Genomic DNA, 14948 nt, shown 5'->3' on the forward strand with positions numbered 1-14948 from the left:
GATGTTTCCGCCCGGCGCGCAGGGAGTAACGATCCCTTAACGCAAACCTCACCGTTTTCCGGGCCCGTTTTCCGGCCCCCGAAGCTACTGCAGCGCGCCGTCCCGCATGGTGTACCGAAGCCAGCTACCGGCCGGGCTTCCGGCGTCGCCCTCACGCACGGCACATTTATCGAACCACTCCCCTAGCGCGCGGTCGTGGCTCACCATGATCAGCGTCCCGCCGAATTCCGAGAGGGCCGCTTCCAGCTGTTCCACCAGCACGGGTGCCAGGTGGTTGGTGGGTTCGTCCACGAGCATCGTCCCGAAGCCGCCCAGCAGGAGCCGGGCGAGGGCCAGCCTGCGCTGCTGTCCGGCGGAAAGGCTGCCCACGGGCACATGGAATTCGGTGGTGCGGAAAAGGCCCAGCCGCAGCAGGGCCTCCGCGTGCTCGTCGATGTTCCCGCCCAGCCCGGTCACGAAAGCGGGCAGGAGCCGCTGCCCCGGACGGATAGGCGGTTCGAGTTCCTGCTGCAAATAGCCGATCCGGCCGCGCCGCGCCACCGTCCCCGCGTCCGGTTCCAGCGTGCCGGCAAGGACGGACAGAAGGGTGGATTTACCCGCGCCGTTGGGGCCCGTGATCAGGATCTTCCGGCCGGCCTCCACCCGGAAGTCCGTCCGTTCCAGCCGCCCGTGAACCACCACACCGCATGCCTCCAGGGCCGGTCCAGCGGCCGCACCGGACGCGCCGGCCGCACCGGAATCCGCGCCCCCACCAGCCTGCGGCTGCAGGTCCACCGCCAGTTTCAACGGAACCGGCGGACGGTCCACGGGGTTGGCTTCGAGCCGGCGCAGCCGCTCCTGGGCGTTGCGGACCTTGCTGCTGGCAGCCTGCTGCCAGGTGCCGGCCTTGAAGTCGAAGCCCATCTTGTCGCCGTCGCGCCTCCGGGCGTAGCCCATCTTCCCGGCCACGGTATCCGCCTGCAGGCGTTCGGCCGCCATCGCGTCCAGCCAGCTGCGGTACTGCTGCACCCAGCGTTCACGCTCGGCCGCCTTCTCCCGCAGATACCCCTCGTAGCCGTTGCCGTAGCGGTTGACGGCGCACCGTTCGGCGTCCACTTCGATGACGGAAACGGCCACTTTGCGCAGCAGCGCCCGGTCATGGGAAACCACGACGACGGTTCCCCGATGGGCGGCCAGCCGCGCCTCGAGCCAGGCCGTTCCGCTGGCGTCCAGGTGGTTGGTGGGCTCGTCCAGCAGGAGGATGTCCGCCGGATCAGCCAGCACGCAGGCCAGCGCCACCCGGTGCTGTTCCCCGCCCGAGAGCGACCCCAGCGTCCGTCGCCGGTCCAGCCCGCCCAGGCCCAGGCGGTCCAGCGCTGCCTCCACGCGCGATTCCGCGGCGTAGCCTTCCCGCAGCTGGTACAGGGTCTGCAGGTTGCCGTAGCGCTCCAGCTGCTCCTCGTCCGCGTCTGCCAGGCCTGCTTCCAAGGAGTCCAGCTCGGCCTCGAGTCCGCGGAGCGACGCCAGGGCGTCGTCGATCGCGTTGCCCACCGTGAACGATGCCGGCAGGCCCGTGGTCTGCGCCAGGTAGCCGACGCGCCCGTGGCACGCGGCAGTGCCTTCGTTGGGGTTCTCGAGCCCGGCGAGGATCCGGAGCAAGGTTGATTTTCCGGCCCCGTTTTCGCCGACGACGGCCACATGTTCACCGGCACTGATGGCGAGCTCAACCGCAGTGAAGAGCCGGCGGTCGCCGTAGCCATGGGTGACGCCGGTCAGGGAAAGGTGTTCAGTCACGGTGAGTCCATCCGTCCACCCTGCCCGGCCGGACCCCCGGCGTCAAGCGCCGCCGTCGTACGCCGTTTCCCTCAGACGGCGAGGGCCGCTGCCTTCCTGCGCCGCGCCTTCGCCAGCCGCGTACCGATTAGCCCCTGGCGGGGGCTGAACAGATAGACGACGGCGAAAATGGCACCCTGGGTGAGCACCACCATGGCACCGGAGGCGGTGTCCAGGTAGTAGCTGAGGTAGATGCCGGCGATCGAGCAGGCCGCCGAAATGACCGGGGCGATCACCAGCATGCGGGAGAACCGGTCCGTCAGCAGGTACGCCGTTGCTCCGGGAATGATCAGCATGGCCACCACCAGCACCACGCCGACGGTCTGCAGCGCCACCACGGAGGTCAGCGCCAGCAGTCCCAGCAGCAGCGCTCCCAGCCGCTTCGGGGACAGGCCGATGGCGTGGGCGTGCGTGGGGTCGAAGGCGTACAGGGTGAGGTCACGGCGCTTGAGGATCAGGATGGCGAACGCCACCACTCCCAGCACCAGCACCTGGATCATGTCCGAATCGCTGACGCCCAGCAGGTTGCCGAAAATAATGTGGTTGAGGTCGGTCTGGCTGGGCGTGACGGAGATCAGCACCAGGCCCAGGGCGAACAGCGAGGTGAACACAATGCCGATCGCCGCGTCCTCCTTGACCCGGCTGGTGTTCCGGACCACCCCGATCAGGGTGACGGCGATCAGCGCGAACACCAGCGCGCCCAGGGCAAACGGTGCGCCCACGATGTAGGCCAGCACGACGCCCGGCAGCACGGCGTGGGAGACGGCGTCGCCCATGAGCGACCAGCCGATCAGCACCAGCCAGCAGCTCAGCACGGCGCAAACAATGGCGGCAAGCGCTGTGGTGATGATGGCGCGCACCATGAAGTCGTAGCTCAACGGTTCCAGCAGGATGTCAATGAGGTCCATGGCCTAGCTCCTGCCCTGGTGCCGGGACAGGTCCCTGTCAGGAAGGTCCCGGTCCGGAAGGTCAGGGGCCGGAAGCTCACCTGCCGGACGGTCGGGGTCCGGCAGGTCACGGTTGAGGACGTCCAGCCCGAAGGCCATGGCCAGGTATTCGGGCTGCAGGACAACCTCCGGCGGGCCGTGCATGAGGACCTTGCGCATCAGGAGCACCGCTTCGTCGCACAGCTGCGGCAGGGCGTGGAGGTCGTGCGTGGAGATGAGGATGGTGCAGCCGTCCGAGGCGAGCTCCCGCAGCAGCCGCGTGATGGTGGCTTCGGAGCGCTTGTCCACCCCAGCGAACGGCTCGTCCAGGAGCATCATGGTGGCGCCCTGGGCGATGCCCCGGGCCACGAACGCCCGCTTCTTCTGGCCGCCGGAAAGCTGGCCGATCTGCCGGTTCGCGAACTCGGAGAGTTCCACCCGGTCCAGTGCGAGGTCGACGGCGGCACGGTCTTCCTTGGAGGGGCGGCGGGTGAAACCCTGGTGCCCGTAGCGGCCCATCATCACCACGTCGCGGACGGACAGCGGGAACTGCCAGTCCACTTCCTCGCTTTGCGGGACGTAACCGATTCCGCCTTCCCGGCGTGCCTTGGCAGGCGAGGCCCCGTTGATGAGGACGCGGCCGGCGTCGGGCTTGATCATTCCCATGATCACCTTGAACAGCGTGGATTTGCCGGAACCGTTCATGCCGATCAGGCCGCAGATCCGGGCCGTGTCCAGGGTCAGCGACGCGGCGTCCAGCGCCAGGACCTCGCCGTAGTGGACGGTGACGTTTTCAACGAGGATGGCCGGGGTGCTCATGATGCCGCCCCCGCCGAGGCGCCAGCCAGGGCTTCGGTGATGATTTTGGAGTCGTGCCGGATGAGGTCCAGGTAGGTGGGCACGGGGCCGTCCGACTCGGACAGGGAATCCACGTAGAGCACGCCGCCGAATTCCGCGCCCGTGGCTCCCACCACCTGGCGCATGGGGGCATCGGACACCGTGGACTCGCAGAAGACGGCCGGGACCTTGTTGGCCTTGACGAACTCGATGGCCCGGGCGATCTGTTGCGGCGTGGCCTGCTGCTCGGCATTGACGGCCCAGATGTAGACCTCCCGGAGGCCGGCGTCGCGCGCCAGGTAGGAGAAGGCACCTTCGCAGGTCACCAGGGCACGCTGCGCTTCCGGAACGGTGGCGAGCTTCTGCACCATCTCGTCCTTCACGGCCTGCAGTTTGGCTTTGTAGGCCGCCCCGTTGGCCTCGAAGGCGGAGGCGTTGTCCGGATCGAGCTTTGAGAACGCCTTCACCATGTTGTCCACGTAGATCTGCACGTTGACCGGCGACATCCATGCGTGCGGGTTCGGCTTGCCCTGGTAGGAGTCCTCGCTGATGGACATCACCTCAACGCCTTCGCTCACCACGGCGTGCGGAACATCCAGGCCCTCGACGAACTGCGCGAACCAGGCTTCCAGGTTCAGCCCGTTGTCCAGGATCAGGTCCGCCTTGGACGCCTTGCGGATGTCCCCGGGGGTGGGCTCGTAGCCGTGGATTTCGGCACCGGCCTTGGTGATGGACTCGACCTGCAGCTTGTCGCCGGCCACGTTCTGCGCGACGTCGGCCAGGACGGTGAAGGTGGTCAGCACCACGGGCTTTTCGTCGCCGGGCCCCTGGCCGGGCGCATTGCCGCCGCACGCGGTGAGGGACAGGCAGAGGACAGCGGCGGCGACGGCGGCTCCGGCAGAGCGAAAGACCCCGGTTCGGCGGACTACTTTGGCGCACCGAAAGAAAAATTTAGGCATACCGAACATTCTACTCGGCGGCGTGACCCCGCTGCAACGCCGCCCTCCCGCCCCAAGCTAGGCTGGGGACATGGGAACAGCTGTCCGCAATTCCCCGGCGCCACAGCCGGAGCTCTACCGATTTTCTGCGCTCGACTACACCACCGTGGGGCTTTACGTGGCCGTCGCGGCACTCTTTGCGGTGGCAGGTCCGCTGCTGCAACGGTTGCTGCTGCAGCTGTCCCCGGACCCCACCGTTGCCGTGTACTCGGTCAACCTGCTGTTCTACGGCGGCGTGGGCATCCTGGCCGTCACCGCCGCCCGCCGCGTGGCCGCCCGCGACTTGCGGGTGCTGGCCACCAGGCCATGGTTCACGCTGATCATGATTCCGGTTGCTGTGGTGGCCATGCTGATCCTGACGGCAATCCTGGTGGCCATCACCGGAGCCGTGCAGAACTCCGCCAACCAGGCCAACGTGCAGGCACTCGTCCAGCAGGTGTCGCCGTGGCTGATCGTGCCCCTCCTGGTCATCGTGGGCCCGTTTGTCGAGGAGTACATCTTCCGGCACCTGCTGATCGGCAAGCTGAGCCGGCGGGTCAACATCTGGGTGTGCTGCGTGCTGTCCACCGTGCTGTTCGCGGCGCTGCACATTGTGGGCCAGGAAACCCTGACCCTGCCCGTGCTGATGCCCTACCTGGCCATGGGCGCCACCCTGGTGTTCGTGTATGTGTGGACCGGCAAGAACCTGATGTTCTCCTACTTCGTCCACGCCGCGAAGAACCTGCTGGCCGTGGTGTTCATCTACGCCATTCCGCCCGAACTGATGGACCAGCTGCAGCAGGTCCAGCCCTAACCCAGGGTTTCAAGCGTCGAGGTGGCAGATCACGGCAGTTACGGGCGGAAACACTGCCGTGAAATGCCACCTCGCGGGCATTCTCAGCCCCGGGCCCGCGGCCCCCTACCGCCGCGCACGCCGCCGTCGTACTTTTGGGTCATGGGACTCAACATTCAGATCGTCATCGACTGCAAGAACCCGCACGAACTCGCCGACTGGTGGGCGGAAACCCTGGACTGGGCCGTGGAGCCGCAGGACGAAGGATTCATCCGGTCCATGATCGACCAGGGGTACGCCACCGAAGCCGAAACCAAGACCCACCACGGCAAGCTCGTCTGGGCCACCGGCGCAGCAATCCGGCCGGCGGAGGAGATCGATGCGAAGGCGCCGGAGCGGCGGCTGCTGTTCCAGACCGCGCCCGAGGGTAAGACCGTCAAGAACCGGGTGCACTGGGACGTACGGATTGGCGACCGGGACAAGGATCAGGTGCGCAAAGAGCTCGAAGCACGGGGCGCAACGTTCCTGTGGACGGCCAACCAGGGCCCCCACGAATGGCACACCATGGCGGACCCGGAGGGCAACGAGTTCTGCATCAGCTGAGGCGATTACTAGACTCGGACTGTGAGCAACGTATTCCCAGCCAAGGTATCCGACGTCTTTGACCCCTCCCGGTGGCGCACCGTGGCCGGCTTCGACGACTTCCAGGACATGACGTACCACCGGCAGGTGGAGCGGGATGCGGACGGCGCCGTGCTGCGGGACCTGCCCACGGTCCGCATCGCCTTCAACCGCCCGGAGGTCCGCAACGCCTTCCGCCCCGGCACCGTGGACGAGCTCTACCGGGCCATGGACCACGCCCGGATGACCCCCAACGTCGCCACCGTGCTGCTGACCGGCAACGGGCCCTCACCCAAGGACGGCGGGCACTCATTCTGCTCGGGCGGGGACCAGCGGATCCGGGGACGCGACGGGTACCGCTATGCAGACGGCGAGACCAAGGAGACCATCGACCCGGCCCGCGCCGGCCGGCTGCACATCCTGGAAGTCCAGCGGCTCATGCGCACCATGCCCAAGGTGGTCATCGCCGTCGTGAACGGCTGGGCCGCCGGCGGCGGGCACTCGCTGCACGTGGTCTCGGACCTCACCATCGCCTCCCGCCAGTACGGCAAGTTCAAGCAGACGGACGCCACCGTGGGAAGTTTCGACGCCGGATACGGCTCCGCGCTGCTGGCCCGCCAGATCGGCCAGAAGGCCGCCCGCGAGATCTTCTTCCTGGCCCGCGAATACTCGGCCGAGGACATGGTCCGCATGGGTGCCGTGAACGAGGCCGTGGACCACGAACGGCTCGAGGAGGTGGCCCTGGAATACGCGGCGGACATCGCCCGGCAGTCGCCCCAGGCCATCCGCATGCTCAAGTTCGCCTTCAACCTGGCCGACGACGGCCTGGCCGGGCAGCAGGTCTTCGCCGGCGAAGCCACCCGGCTGGCGTACATGACGGACGAGGCCGTGGAGGGCAAGGAAGCCTTCCTCGAGAAGCGCGACCCCGACTGGTCCCAGTTCCCGTACTACTTCTAAGCCCGCCCTACCCGAAGGCAGCACCTGTGACCTCCCAGCCCTCCGCGACTTCCCAGCCCCCGAACATCGAGCCTGCCCTGAAGGCACTGGCGGACGCCCTCCACGGTGAGGGTCCCGCCGTCGAACTTTCCGCCGGCCCCGACGGGAACGTTGTGGTCTCCGCCGTGGAAACGCCGGGCTTCGAGGATGCTGCCGTGGTGGTGCGCACGTCCGGTTCCACGGGTGCGCCGAAGGCGACGGTCCTTACGGTGGACGCCCTGGCGGCGTCCTCCGTGGCCACTGCGTTCGCGCTCAAGGGCGAGGGCCAGTGGCTGCTCGCCCTCCCCCTGCAGTACGTGGCCGGGGTGCAGGTCCTGGTGCGCTCCTTGTTCGCCGGCACCCGGCCGTGGGCCATGGACCTGTCCGGAGGCTTCACGCCGGAGGCTTTCACCGCGGCCGCCCTGGAGCTCACGGACAAGATCCGCTTCACGTCGCTGGTGCCCACCCAGCTGCAGCGGCTGCTGGACTCGCCGTCGGCCGAGACGCTTGCCGTGCTCCGCCGGTTCAACGGAATCCTGCTCGGCGGCGGCCCCGCCTCCCCCGATCTGCTGGCCGCGGCCCGCGACGCCGGCGTCCGCGTCATCACCACCTACGGCTCGGCCGAGACCTGCGGCGGCTGCGTGTACGACGGCTTCCCGCTCGAGGACGTGCTGGCCCGGGTCGACGGGGACGGCAGGATCCTGCTGGGCGGACCCACCCTGGCCGCCGGCTACCTCGACGAGCCCGGACTCACTGCCGACGCCTTCTTCGAAGAGGACGGCGTGCGCTGGTACCGCACCAGCGACCTCGGCTCCATCGACGCCACCGGGAAGCTCACCGTCCTGGGCCGGGCCGACGACGTCATCATCACCGGAGGCGTGAAGGTTTCAGCCACGCACGTGCAGGCCGAGCTGGAAAAGCTCGACGGCGTGCTGGCGGCTTTTGTGGCCGGCGTCCCGTCAGCGGAATGGGGCCAGGCCGTGGCAGCCTACGTTGCCGTGGCGGACAGCTCCCCTGCCGGCCTCGAAGGCTTCACCGCGCGCCGGCACGATGCTTTGGGTGCCCTGGCGCCGAAAACCGTCCTCGCGGCCGGCGACCTGATGATGCTTCCCAACGGCAAACCCGACCGGCTGGGCATGACTGTTCGGCTGGACGCCCTGCATCAGGGAAAATAGAGAAGCTCTTCGCAAGCTCGCACCAAGCTGACCCGCACAACGAACCAATCGGAGTACTGACCGTGGCTACAGCCGCACAATGGATCCAAGGCGCCCGACCGCGCACCCTGCCGGCTGCCATCGCACCGGTCCTGATCGGCACTGCCGCAGCCTTCGAGTTGGACGCTTTCAAGCCGCTCAACGCCGTCCTTGCCGCCATGGTGGCCTTGCTGCTGCAGGTCGGCGTGAACTATGCCAACGACTACTCGGACGGCATCAGGGGCACGGACGAGGACCGCGTGGGACCGCTTCGGCTGGTGGGCTCAGGTGCCGCCAAACCGGAGATGGTCAAGCGGGCCGCGTTCGGCGCCTTCGGGCTGGCCATGCTGTTCGGCCTGGTCCTGGTGGTCATCACCCAGGCGTGGTGGCTGGTGTTGGTGGGCCTGGGCTGCGTCCTGGCCGCCTGGGGATACACCGGCGGGAAGAACCCCTACGGCTACATGGGCCTGGGCGACGTCTTCGTGTTTGTGTTCTTCGGCCTCGTGGCCACCCTCGGCACCACCTACACCCAGGCCGGGCAGATCAGCCTGCCTGCCGTCATCGGCGCGATCGGGACCGGGCTGATCGCCTGCGCCCTCCTGATGGCAAACAACGTCCGCGACATCCCCACCGACATCCAGGCCGGCAAGAAGACATTGGCCGTGCGGCTGGGCGACAAGCACGCCCGTGAAAGCTACGTCCTGATGCTCGCCGTCGCCATCCTGCTGGTCATCATCCTGGCACCGGCCCGCCCGTGGATGCTGATCGTGCTGCTGCTGATTCCCGCCAGCCTGATGCCGTCATGGCTGATGATCAACGGACGCAAGCGCAAGAGCCTCATCCCCGTCCTCAAGCAGACGGGCCTGATCAACCTGGGCTACAGCGTGCTGTTCTCCCTGGGGCTTGTGCTGAGCCACGGGCTGTAAAGCACGGGCTGTAAGGGTCAGGATTCCTTGCGGGGAGCGTCGGTGCGGGGAGCGTCGGTGCGGGGGACCTCTGAGCGGACGGTGATGTCCGGGTTGGCGTCCACCAGGCTGTCCTCGGCGTCGGCGTCTTCAACCTCGCCGGCAGTCCGGATGGGCTTGGCCCGGCCGGAGAACCGCTCATGCAGGGTGGCTGTGGCGGCGTCGCGCTGCTTCTGGAAGAACAGGTAGCTGATGGCGAACGCGATCAGGCCGGCGCAGACCGCGGAGAGCAGCATTCCGATTTGAAGGAAGCTGAACAGTGCGAACAGCGGCACAAAAAGTGCCAGGCGGATCAGGGTGTATTTCATAAAGGCCACAGTCCAAGTTTAGCCGTCCGCCGCCCGCACCCCCGCCAAAGCTTCCTGACGGTAGACTGGTGGTATGCCCCGAGTATTGGTCGCCGTCGCCGTTCTAGCCATATACGTCTATGGCATCGTGGACGTGATCCGCACTGATAGGAACCTCACCAGGGGCATCTCCAAGACTGCCTGGATGGTAGTGGTTATTGTGCTGCCGGTGGTGGGTGCGGCGCTGTGGTTCATCATCGGACGGCCGCGCAAAGACCGCACCGCCCCGCAGGCCTACACCCGTACCACGGCACCGGATGACGACCCCGATTTCCTGCGCAACCTGGAACTCCGCCGCCGTAACCAGGCCGAAGCGGACCGCCTCAGGAAGCTCAAGGAGGACCTGCAGGCCAAGGAACGCAAGGCCAACGGCGGCGCCTCCGGCACGAACGGCGCCGAGGGTAAGGGAAAGTCGAACGGCAGCCACCGGGGTGACAAGCACACCGAGGAATCGCACCACCCCGAGACCGACTCCCACGGCACGGACGAGGTCAAGTAGGCTCGCTCGGCAGCCGGCCTTCAACGCTTGAACCGGACCACGGCTCAGGAGCCTTCGGGTTGCCCGCCAACCGCGCCCATTTGCCGGTTTTGGCCGCTATAGCCCGTCCATAGCGGCGAAAAGTGTCAACCGGCCGCGTCCCGGAGGGGGCATGCGGTAGCACCCGCACCAAACGTCCCCGGCCCTCACTTGTCCTCCACATCGACGTCCATCTGTGGATAACCCCTTTGCCCTGATTGCGCCGGGCCACAATGCTCGTATGCGCCCTCCCTCCGAGCTTCCCGATGACCTTCGCCGCGGGCCCTTCACACTGGAGCAGGCCCGGTCTGCAGGCCTCACCCCGCGCCGCCTGCGGGCACGCGACCTGGTGCGGCCCTGTACCGGAGCGAGGGTTTCAGCGGCGGCCGAGGCAACCCTGCTGCTCCGCGCCGCTGCCGTCGGCGCAGTGACGGGAGCTGTTGTCAGCCATCTCTCGGCAGCCCGGCTCTGGGGATTTCCCCTGCCTCTGGTTTGGCAAAACAACGAGGTGGTCCATCTGACCTGCCCGGCCGGCCGGCGCGCCCTGCGACGCAAGGGTGTGGCGGGGCACCAACTGGACCTGGAGCCTGCAGAAATCACTCCGGGCCGGCACGTGCAATGCACCTCCCCGCTGCGGACCTGGTTCGACCTTGCCGGAATACTTGGCCTCGATGACTTGGTGATCGCCGGCGATTTCCTGCTGCGACGCCGGAACCCCCTGTCCACGCTGGCCGAACTGGACAGCTTCCTGGCCGCCAAGGCGGGCAGGCCGGGTTACCGCAAGGCCATGCGGGCCCGGGCCCTGATGCGGGCACATACCGATTCCCCGAAGGAGACTGAGGTCAGGCTGCTGTTGCGCCGGTACGGCCTTCCCGAGCCTGCCATCAACCTGCCGATGTTCGACGGGACCGGCCGCTGGATCCAGGATCCCGACATGTCCTATGAGCGCGAGATGGTGGCGATCCAGTACGACGGCGGCCATCACGCATCGGCCGCCCAACGCCGCAGCGACATCTTCCGCGACGAGGACGCCAAGGAAGCGGGCTGGCGGGTAGTAGTGCTGACCCAGCTGGACCTCGACCCGCTGGTGCCCGGCATGGAGCCCCGCGCCGTTACCCGCGTCCGCAAAGCGCTCGTGGAGCGTGGCTGGGCACCGGAACCAGCCCGCCGTCGTCGTTGAACTGGCGCTTCACCTCGGCCCTTTGACACTTTTGGCCGCTCAGCGCGTGGCTTAGCGGCCAAAAGTGGCAAATCGTGTGTGCAAGAACGCGGCGCAGGAACGCGGCGGCCGGGCCAGCGGGACTCCGGCCCTATAGCCCCGAGTAGGAGTGCAGGCCGTTGAAGAACTGGTTCACGATGGTGAAGTTGAAGATCACGCAGAGGTAGCCCACAATCGACAGCCAGGCGGCCCGGGTGCCGGTCCAGCCTCGGGTGGCTCGGGCGTGCAGGTAGCCCGCGTAAACCACCCAGATCACGAAGGTCCAGACTTCCTTGGTGTCCCAGCCCCAGAAGCGGCCCCAGGCCTTCTCCGCCCAGATGGCGCCGAACATCAGGGTGAACGTCCAGCCCACAAATGCGATGGCGTTGATGCGGTAGGAGAGGTTTTCCAGGCTGAGGGCGGACGGCACCAGGCGCATGAAGCCCAGCTTGTCCGCGCCGCCTGCCGCGATGGCCTTCTGCCGGTGCGACTGAACCAGCTGCAGGGCGGACATCGCGAACGTCAGCGTGAACAGTGCGGAGGACAGCACCGCGATGGACACGTGGATGATCAGCCAGTAGCTCTGCAGTGCCGGCACCAGGTGTCCCACGGGCGTCCAGTAGGCCACGGATGCCGCCACCAGCATGATGATGGCCAGGCCGATCACGAACGTCCCCAGGAACCGGAGGTCGCGGCGGATCAGCACCAGCAGGAAGACCGCCACGGCCACGAACGCGCCTGTGGTGAGGAACTCGTACATGTTGCCCCACGGCACCCGGCCTGCACCGAGGGCACGGGTGACCACCCCGGCGCCGTGGATCACGGCGCCCAGCACCGTCAGCGCAACCGCAACGCGGGCGGGAACGCGGCGTTCAGCGGCGTAGCGCATGCCGGCGTCGGCCGTCTGCCCCGCGCCTGCAACGGCACCGGTGGACGCACGGCCAGTGGACGACGACGGCCGCTCGGCACGGCCGGCCGGCCCGCTGACGTCCGAGTCAGTACGGTCGACATCAGCACGGTCGACGGCACCGCCGGTGCCGACACCGGCTCCCACCGGAACCTTGGCTGTTGCAGTTGCCTCCGCCGCGGCCGCAGCCTTAAGGTCCACGGCCCGGAGCGCCTTGCTGCTCTTGGCCAGGTCCCAGGCGAAGGCGATAAAGGCAACCGTGTACGTGCCGGCAGCCAGCAGCATAAAGAGCTCGCTGTACTGGCCCATTGTTTCGTTGATGGGGAGCATTACTGGTCCTTCTTCGACTCGGATGAGCCTGCTGTTGACTGGATGAAGTCGTCTGTGCGCGATTCTGTGGAGTTCGCCGGGACGTTCTCCGACGGGCCATTATCCACCTGCCCGCTGGTAGCTTTCTGGGAGTCGTCGTCCTGGGAGTCCAGGCCCCATTCCTCCGTCAGGAGTCCGCGGATCGTCTCCGCTTCCGCCGCCAGTCGGTGGTCTTCGCCGCGGGCCAGGAGTCCGTATTCCACCATGGTGCGGCCGTCGGGGTGGGTGCCCGTCCGGACCCAGACCCGGCGGCGGTTCACGTAGAGGGACGTCACCAGTCCGGCCACAGCGAGCAGGGCGAAGATCAGGGCGTAGAGCTGGCCCGGGTTGTGGTGGATGTCCACGCCGATGTAGCGCTTCACGCCGTCGAAGCTGATGGAGCCCTTGCCGTCCGGGAGCGTGTAGGTGCTGCCGGGAGCCAGGGTGATGCCGCCGGCGTCGAGGTTCCGGGCGTTGAGCGGCGTGAGCTTCTTGACGTCGAGCTCGAAGACGTTCTGCGGGGACCCTGCGTCCAGGCCGAGGTCGCCGAAGTACGAGTTCAGGGTGAGCTGCGGGTTGATCAGCTCCGGGTCCCCGCTGAAGGAGACGCCTTCCTCGGTGACGAACGCGGTGGGCAGGAAGAAGCCTGCGAAGCCGAGCTGGTCCGGCTTGGCGTCGGGAACCTTGATCACCACGGAGGAGTAGTAGTTGTCCCCCTGCAGCTTGGCCACCACGGGCCCCTGCATGGCGACGTTGCCCGCGCCGTCGCGGATGGTCACCACGGGGGCGTAGCCGTTGCCGGTGAGGTAAATGCTGGTGCCGCCCAGGCTGACGGGATCGTTGACCTTCAGGACCTGCTGCTCCGCGGGTGCGTCCGGCGTTTCCCGCGTTGTCACGTCGGCTTTGAAGTCGATGGGCTGGCCGAACTTGCCCTGCGATTCGCGGTCGAACGTGATCTGGAACTTGTCCAGCTGGATGGAGTAGGGCTGCAGCTGGCTGCTCTGGAAGTTGGTGCCCGGGGTGAACTGGTCGTAGCCCACCAGGGTGTTCACGAACGTGTCGCCCTCCACCAGGATCCGCTGCCCGCTGTACCCGAACAGGCCGCCGGCAGCCACGGAGACCAGCACGCCGATCAGCGACGTGTGGAACACCAGGTTTCCCACTTCCTTCAGGAAGCCGCGCTCGGCACCCAAAGAGGGCCGCGCGCCGTCGTCGTCCCTGACATCAACGCGGTAACCGCGTTTCTTCAGCTTCGCGGCGGCGTCCGCAATGGCGCGCGACGCCGGGATCCCGGCGTCCGCGGGAATCACCAGCGTCCCGTACTCAGGCAGGCGGGAGAGCCTGGCCGGGGTGCGCGGGGGCTGGGAGCGCATGGCCTTGTAGTGAGCGATCGCGCGGGGAACCACGCAGCCGATCAGCGAGATGAACAGCAGGATGTAGATGGCGGAGAACCACGCGGAGGAGTACACGTCGTAGAGCTGGAGGGAGTCCAGGATCTTGCCGTAGTCCGGGTTGTCCGCGATGTACTGCGTGACGATCGACGGGTTCGCGGGGCGCTGCGGGAACAGCGATCCGGGCACGGCGGCAACAGCCAGCAGGAGCAGCAGGAACAGCGCGGTGCGCATGCTGGTCAGCTGGGTCCAGGCCCAGCGCAGCATGCCTTTGAGGCCCAGCGCCGGCAGGGCAGCTTCCGCCTTGGCCTTGGCCACGGGAGTCGCCGCGTTCTTGTCCGCGGGTGCTGGCTTGTTCTTGTCGTTCACTCGCTCGCTCATCAGATCGGCAATTTCACATCGGTTTGGAACCAGTACTGCAGCCCGGATACCCAGGCGCCCCATACTCCGCTGGCCATCAGGAGGCCCAGGACCACCAGGATTCCGCCACCGATCCGCTGGATGGCGAGGCGGTGCTTGCGGAAGAAGGACATCACGCCTACGCCGCGGCGGACGGCCAGTGCAATCAGCAGGAACGGGATGCCCAGCCCCAGGCTGTAGACAAAGGCCAGGAACGCGCCCTTGGCTGCCGACGACCCTCCGGACATGCTCAACAGTTGGACGGCGGAGTAGGTAGGGCCGATGCACGGCGCCCACCCCAGTCCGAAGGTGATGCCCAGCAACGGTGCACCCCACAGCCCGGCCGGCGGTTTGGCGTGGATCTTGGCGTCCCGCTGCAGCCAGCCGAATCCGCCCATGAACACCACGCCCATGATGATCACCAGGATGCCCAGCACCTGGGTGATCCACGCGTTCTGGCCGCCGCTGATCATGGATCCCAGCTGGCCGAAAGCGCCGCCCAGCAGGACGAAGATCACCGAGAAGCCAAGGACGAACAGGCCGATTCCGGCAAGCATCCGGCCGCGCTTCTGCTTTTCCAGGTCCACGCCGGTCAGTCCGGTGACATAGCCCAGGTATCCGGGCACCAGCGGCAGGACGCACGGCGAGAGGAAGGACACGAGTCCGGCGAGCAGCGCCACGGGGATGGCGAGCAGCAGGGAACCGCTCAGGATGGCTTCGGCGAAGGGGCTGTTCACGGTGG

Annotated in this window: 15 protein-coding genes; 7 read left to right on the forward strand and 8 right to left on the reverse strand. The window is 67.3% G+C overall.

All coding sequences use genetic code 11. From position 1 onward, the window contains the following. Positions 1-84: 84 nt before the first annotated feature. The 4 genes from RW112_RS05105 to RW112_RS05120 form a co-directional block, all read right to left on the reverse strand. A complete protein-coding gene (locus RW112_RS05105) occupies positions 85-1773 on the reverse strand; it encodes an ABC-F family ATP-binding cassette domain-containing protein (RefSeq protein WP_317780690.1) in 1689 nt (562 codons plus the stop codon). 71 nt (positions 1774-1844) lie between these two features. Continuing rightward, on the reverse strand, positions 1845-2720 hold the full coding sequence (locus RW112_RS05110) for a metal ABC transporter permease (protein ID WP_305942086.1): 876 nt from the start codon (positions 2718-2720) through the stop codon (positions 1845-1847). Between the two features lie 3 nt (positions 2721-2723). Continuing rightward, entirely contained in the window at positions 2724-3557 is an 834-nt protein-coding gene (locus RW112_RS05115) for a metal ABC transporter ATP-binding protein (RefSeq protein WP_317780691.1), read from the reverse strand. Further along, positions 3554-4534 carry a metal ABC transporter substrate-binding protein gene (locus RW112_RS05120; protein ID WP_317780692.1) on the reverse strand — a complete coding sequence of 327 codons (981 nt, stop codon included), beginning with the start codon at positions 4532-4534 and terminating at the stop codon, positions 3554-3556. Before RW112_RS05120 ends, RW112_RS05115 begins: the two co-directional genes overlap by 4 nt. A gap of 70 nt (positions 4535-4604) precedes the next feature. Between RW112_RS05120 and RW112_RS05125 the strand changes: the two genes are divergently transcribed. From RW112_RS05125 to RW112_RS05145, 5 genes are all read left to right on the forward strand, one after another. Next, entirely contained in the window at positions 4605-5366 is a 762-nt protein-coding gene (locus RW112_RS05125) for a lysostaphin resistance A-like protein (RefSeq protein WP_317780693.1), read from the forward strand. A gap of 141 nt (positions 5367-5507) precedes the next feature. Continuing rightward, positions 5508-5948, forward strand: coding sequence for a VOC family protein (locus RW112_RS05130; RefSeq protein WP_305942090.1), 441 nt, complete (start codon positions 5508-5510; stop codon positions 5946-5948). A gap of 21 nt (positions 5949-5969) precedes the next feature. Further along, positions 5970-6923, forward strand: a complete 954-nt coding sequence (locus RW112_RS05135; protein WP_317780694.1) for a 1,4-dihydroxy-2-naphthoyl-CoA synthase — start codon at positions 5970-5972, stop codon at positions 6921-6923. A gap of 26 nt (positions 6924-6949) precedes the next feature. Further along, positions 6950-8116, forward strand: coding sequence for an AMP-binding protein (locus RW112_RS05140; protein WP_317780695.1), 1167 nt, complete (start codon positions 6950-6952; stop codon positions 8114-8116). 62 nt (positions 8117-8178) lie between these two features. Next, positions 8179-9060, forward strand: a complete 882-nt coding sequence (locus tag RW112_RS05145) for a 1,4-dihydroxy-2-naphthoate polyprenyltransferase (RefSeq protein WP_317780696.1) — start codon at positions 8179-8181, stop codon at positions 9058-9060. A gap of 17 nt (positions 9061-9077) precedes the next feature. Here RW112_RS05145 and RW112_RS05150 read toward each other — a convergent pair whose 3' ends face one another. Continuing rightward, entirely contained in the window at positions 9078-9407 is a 330-nt protein-coding gene (locus RW112_RS05150; protein WP_317780835.1) for a DUF4229 domain-containing protein, read from the reverse strand. A 73-nt stretch (positions 9408-9480) separates the two neighbouring features. On the opposite strand from RW112_RS05150, the gene RW112_RS05155 reads away from it, so the two are divergent. Together RW112_RS05155 and RW112_RS05160 are read left to right on the forward strand one after the other, a co-directional pair. Beyond that, entirely contained in the window at positions 9481-9945 is a 465-nt protein-coding gene (locus tag RW112_RS05155; protein ID WP_317780697.1) for a PLDc N-terminal domain-containing protein, read from the forward strand. 259 nt (positions 9946-10204) lie between these two features. Continuing rightward, a complete protein-coding gene (locus tag RW112_RS05160; protein WP_317780698.1) occupies positions 10205-11143 on the forward strand; it encodes a hypothetical protein in 939 nt (312 codons plus the stop codon). A 130-nt stretch (positions 11144-11273) separates the two neighbouring features. On the opposite strand, the gene ccsB is transcribed toward RW112_RS05160, so the two are convergent. Genes ccsB through RW112_RS05175 form a run of 3 tightly spaced genes read right to left on the reverse strand, consistent with a single transcriptional unit; the run spans position 11274 to position 14943 of the window. Beyond that, on the reverse strand, positions 11274-12398 hold the full coding sequence (gene ccsB, locus RW112_RS05165) for a c-type cytochrome biogenesis protein CcsB (protein ID WP_317780699.1): 1125 nt from the start codon (positions 12396-12398) through the stop codon (positions 11274-11276). After that, complete coding sequence (locus RW112_RS05170) at positions 12398-14188, reverse strand: cytochrome c biogenesis protein ResB (RefSeq protein WP_317780700.1); 1791 nt, start codon at positions 14186-14188, stop codon at positions 12398-12400. The genes ccsB and RW112_RS05170 overlap by 1 nt, the downstream gene beginning before the upstream one ends. Then, the gene (locus tag RW112_RS05175) at positions 14188-14943 is read right to left on the reverse strand and encodes a cytochrome c biogenesis CcdA family protein (protein ID WP_305942098.1); all 756 of its coding nucleotides are present in this window, start codon (positions 14941-14943) and stop codon (positions 14188-14190) included. Before RW112_RS05175 ends, RW112_RS05170 begins: the two co-directional genes overlap by 1 nt. Between the last annotated feature and the right edge of the window lie 5 nt (positions 14944-14948).

It is taken from the genome of Arthrobacter sp. B10-11 (genome assembly GCF_033142195.1).
GTDB lineage: Bacteria > Actinomycetota > Actinomycetes > Actinomycetales > Micrococcaceae > Arthrobacter > Arthrobacter oryzae_C.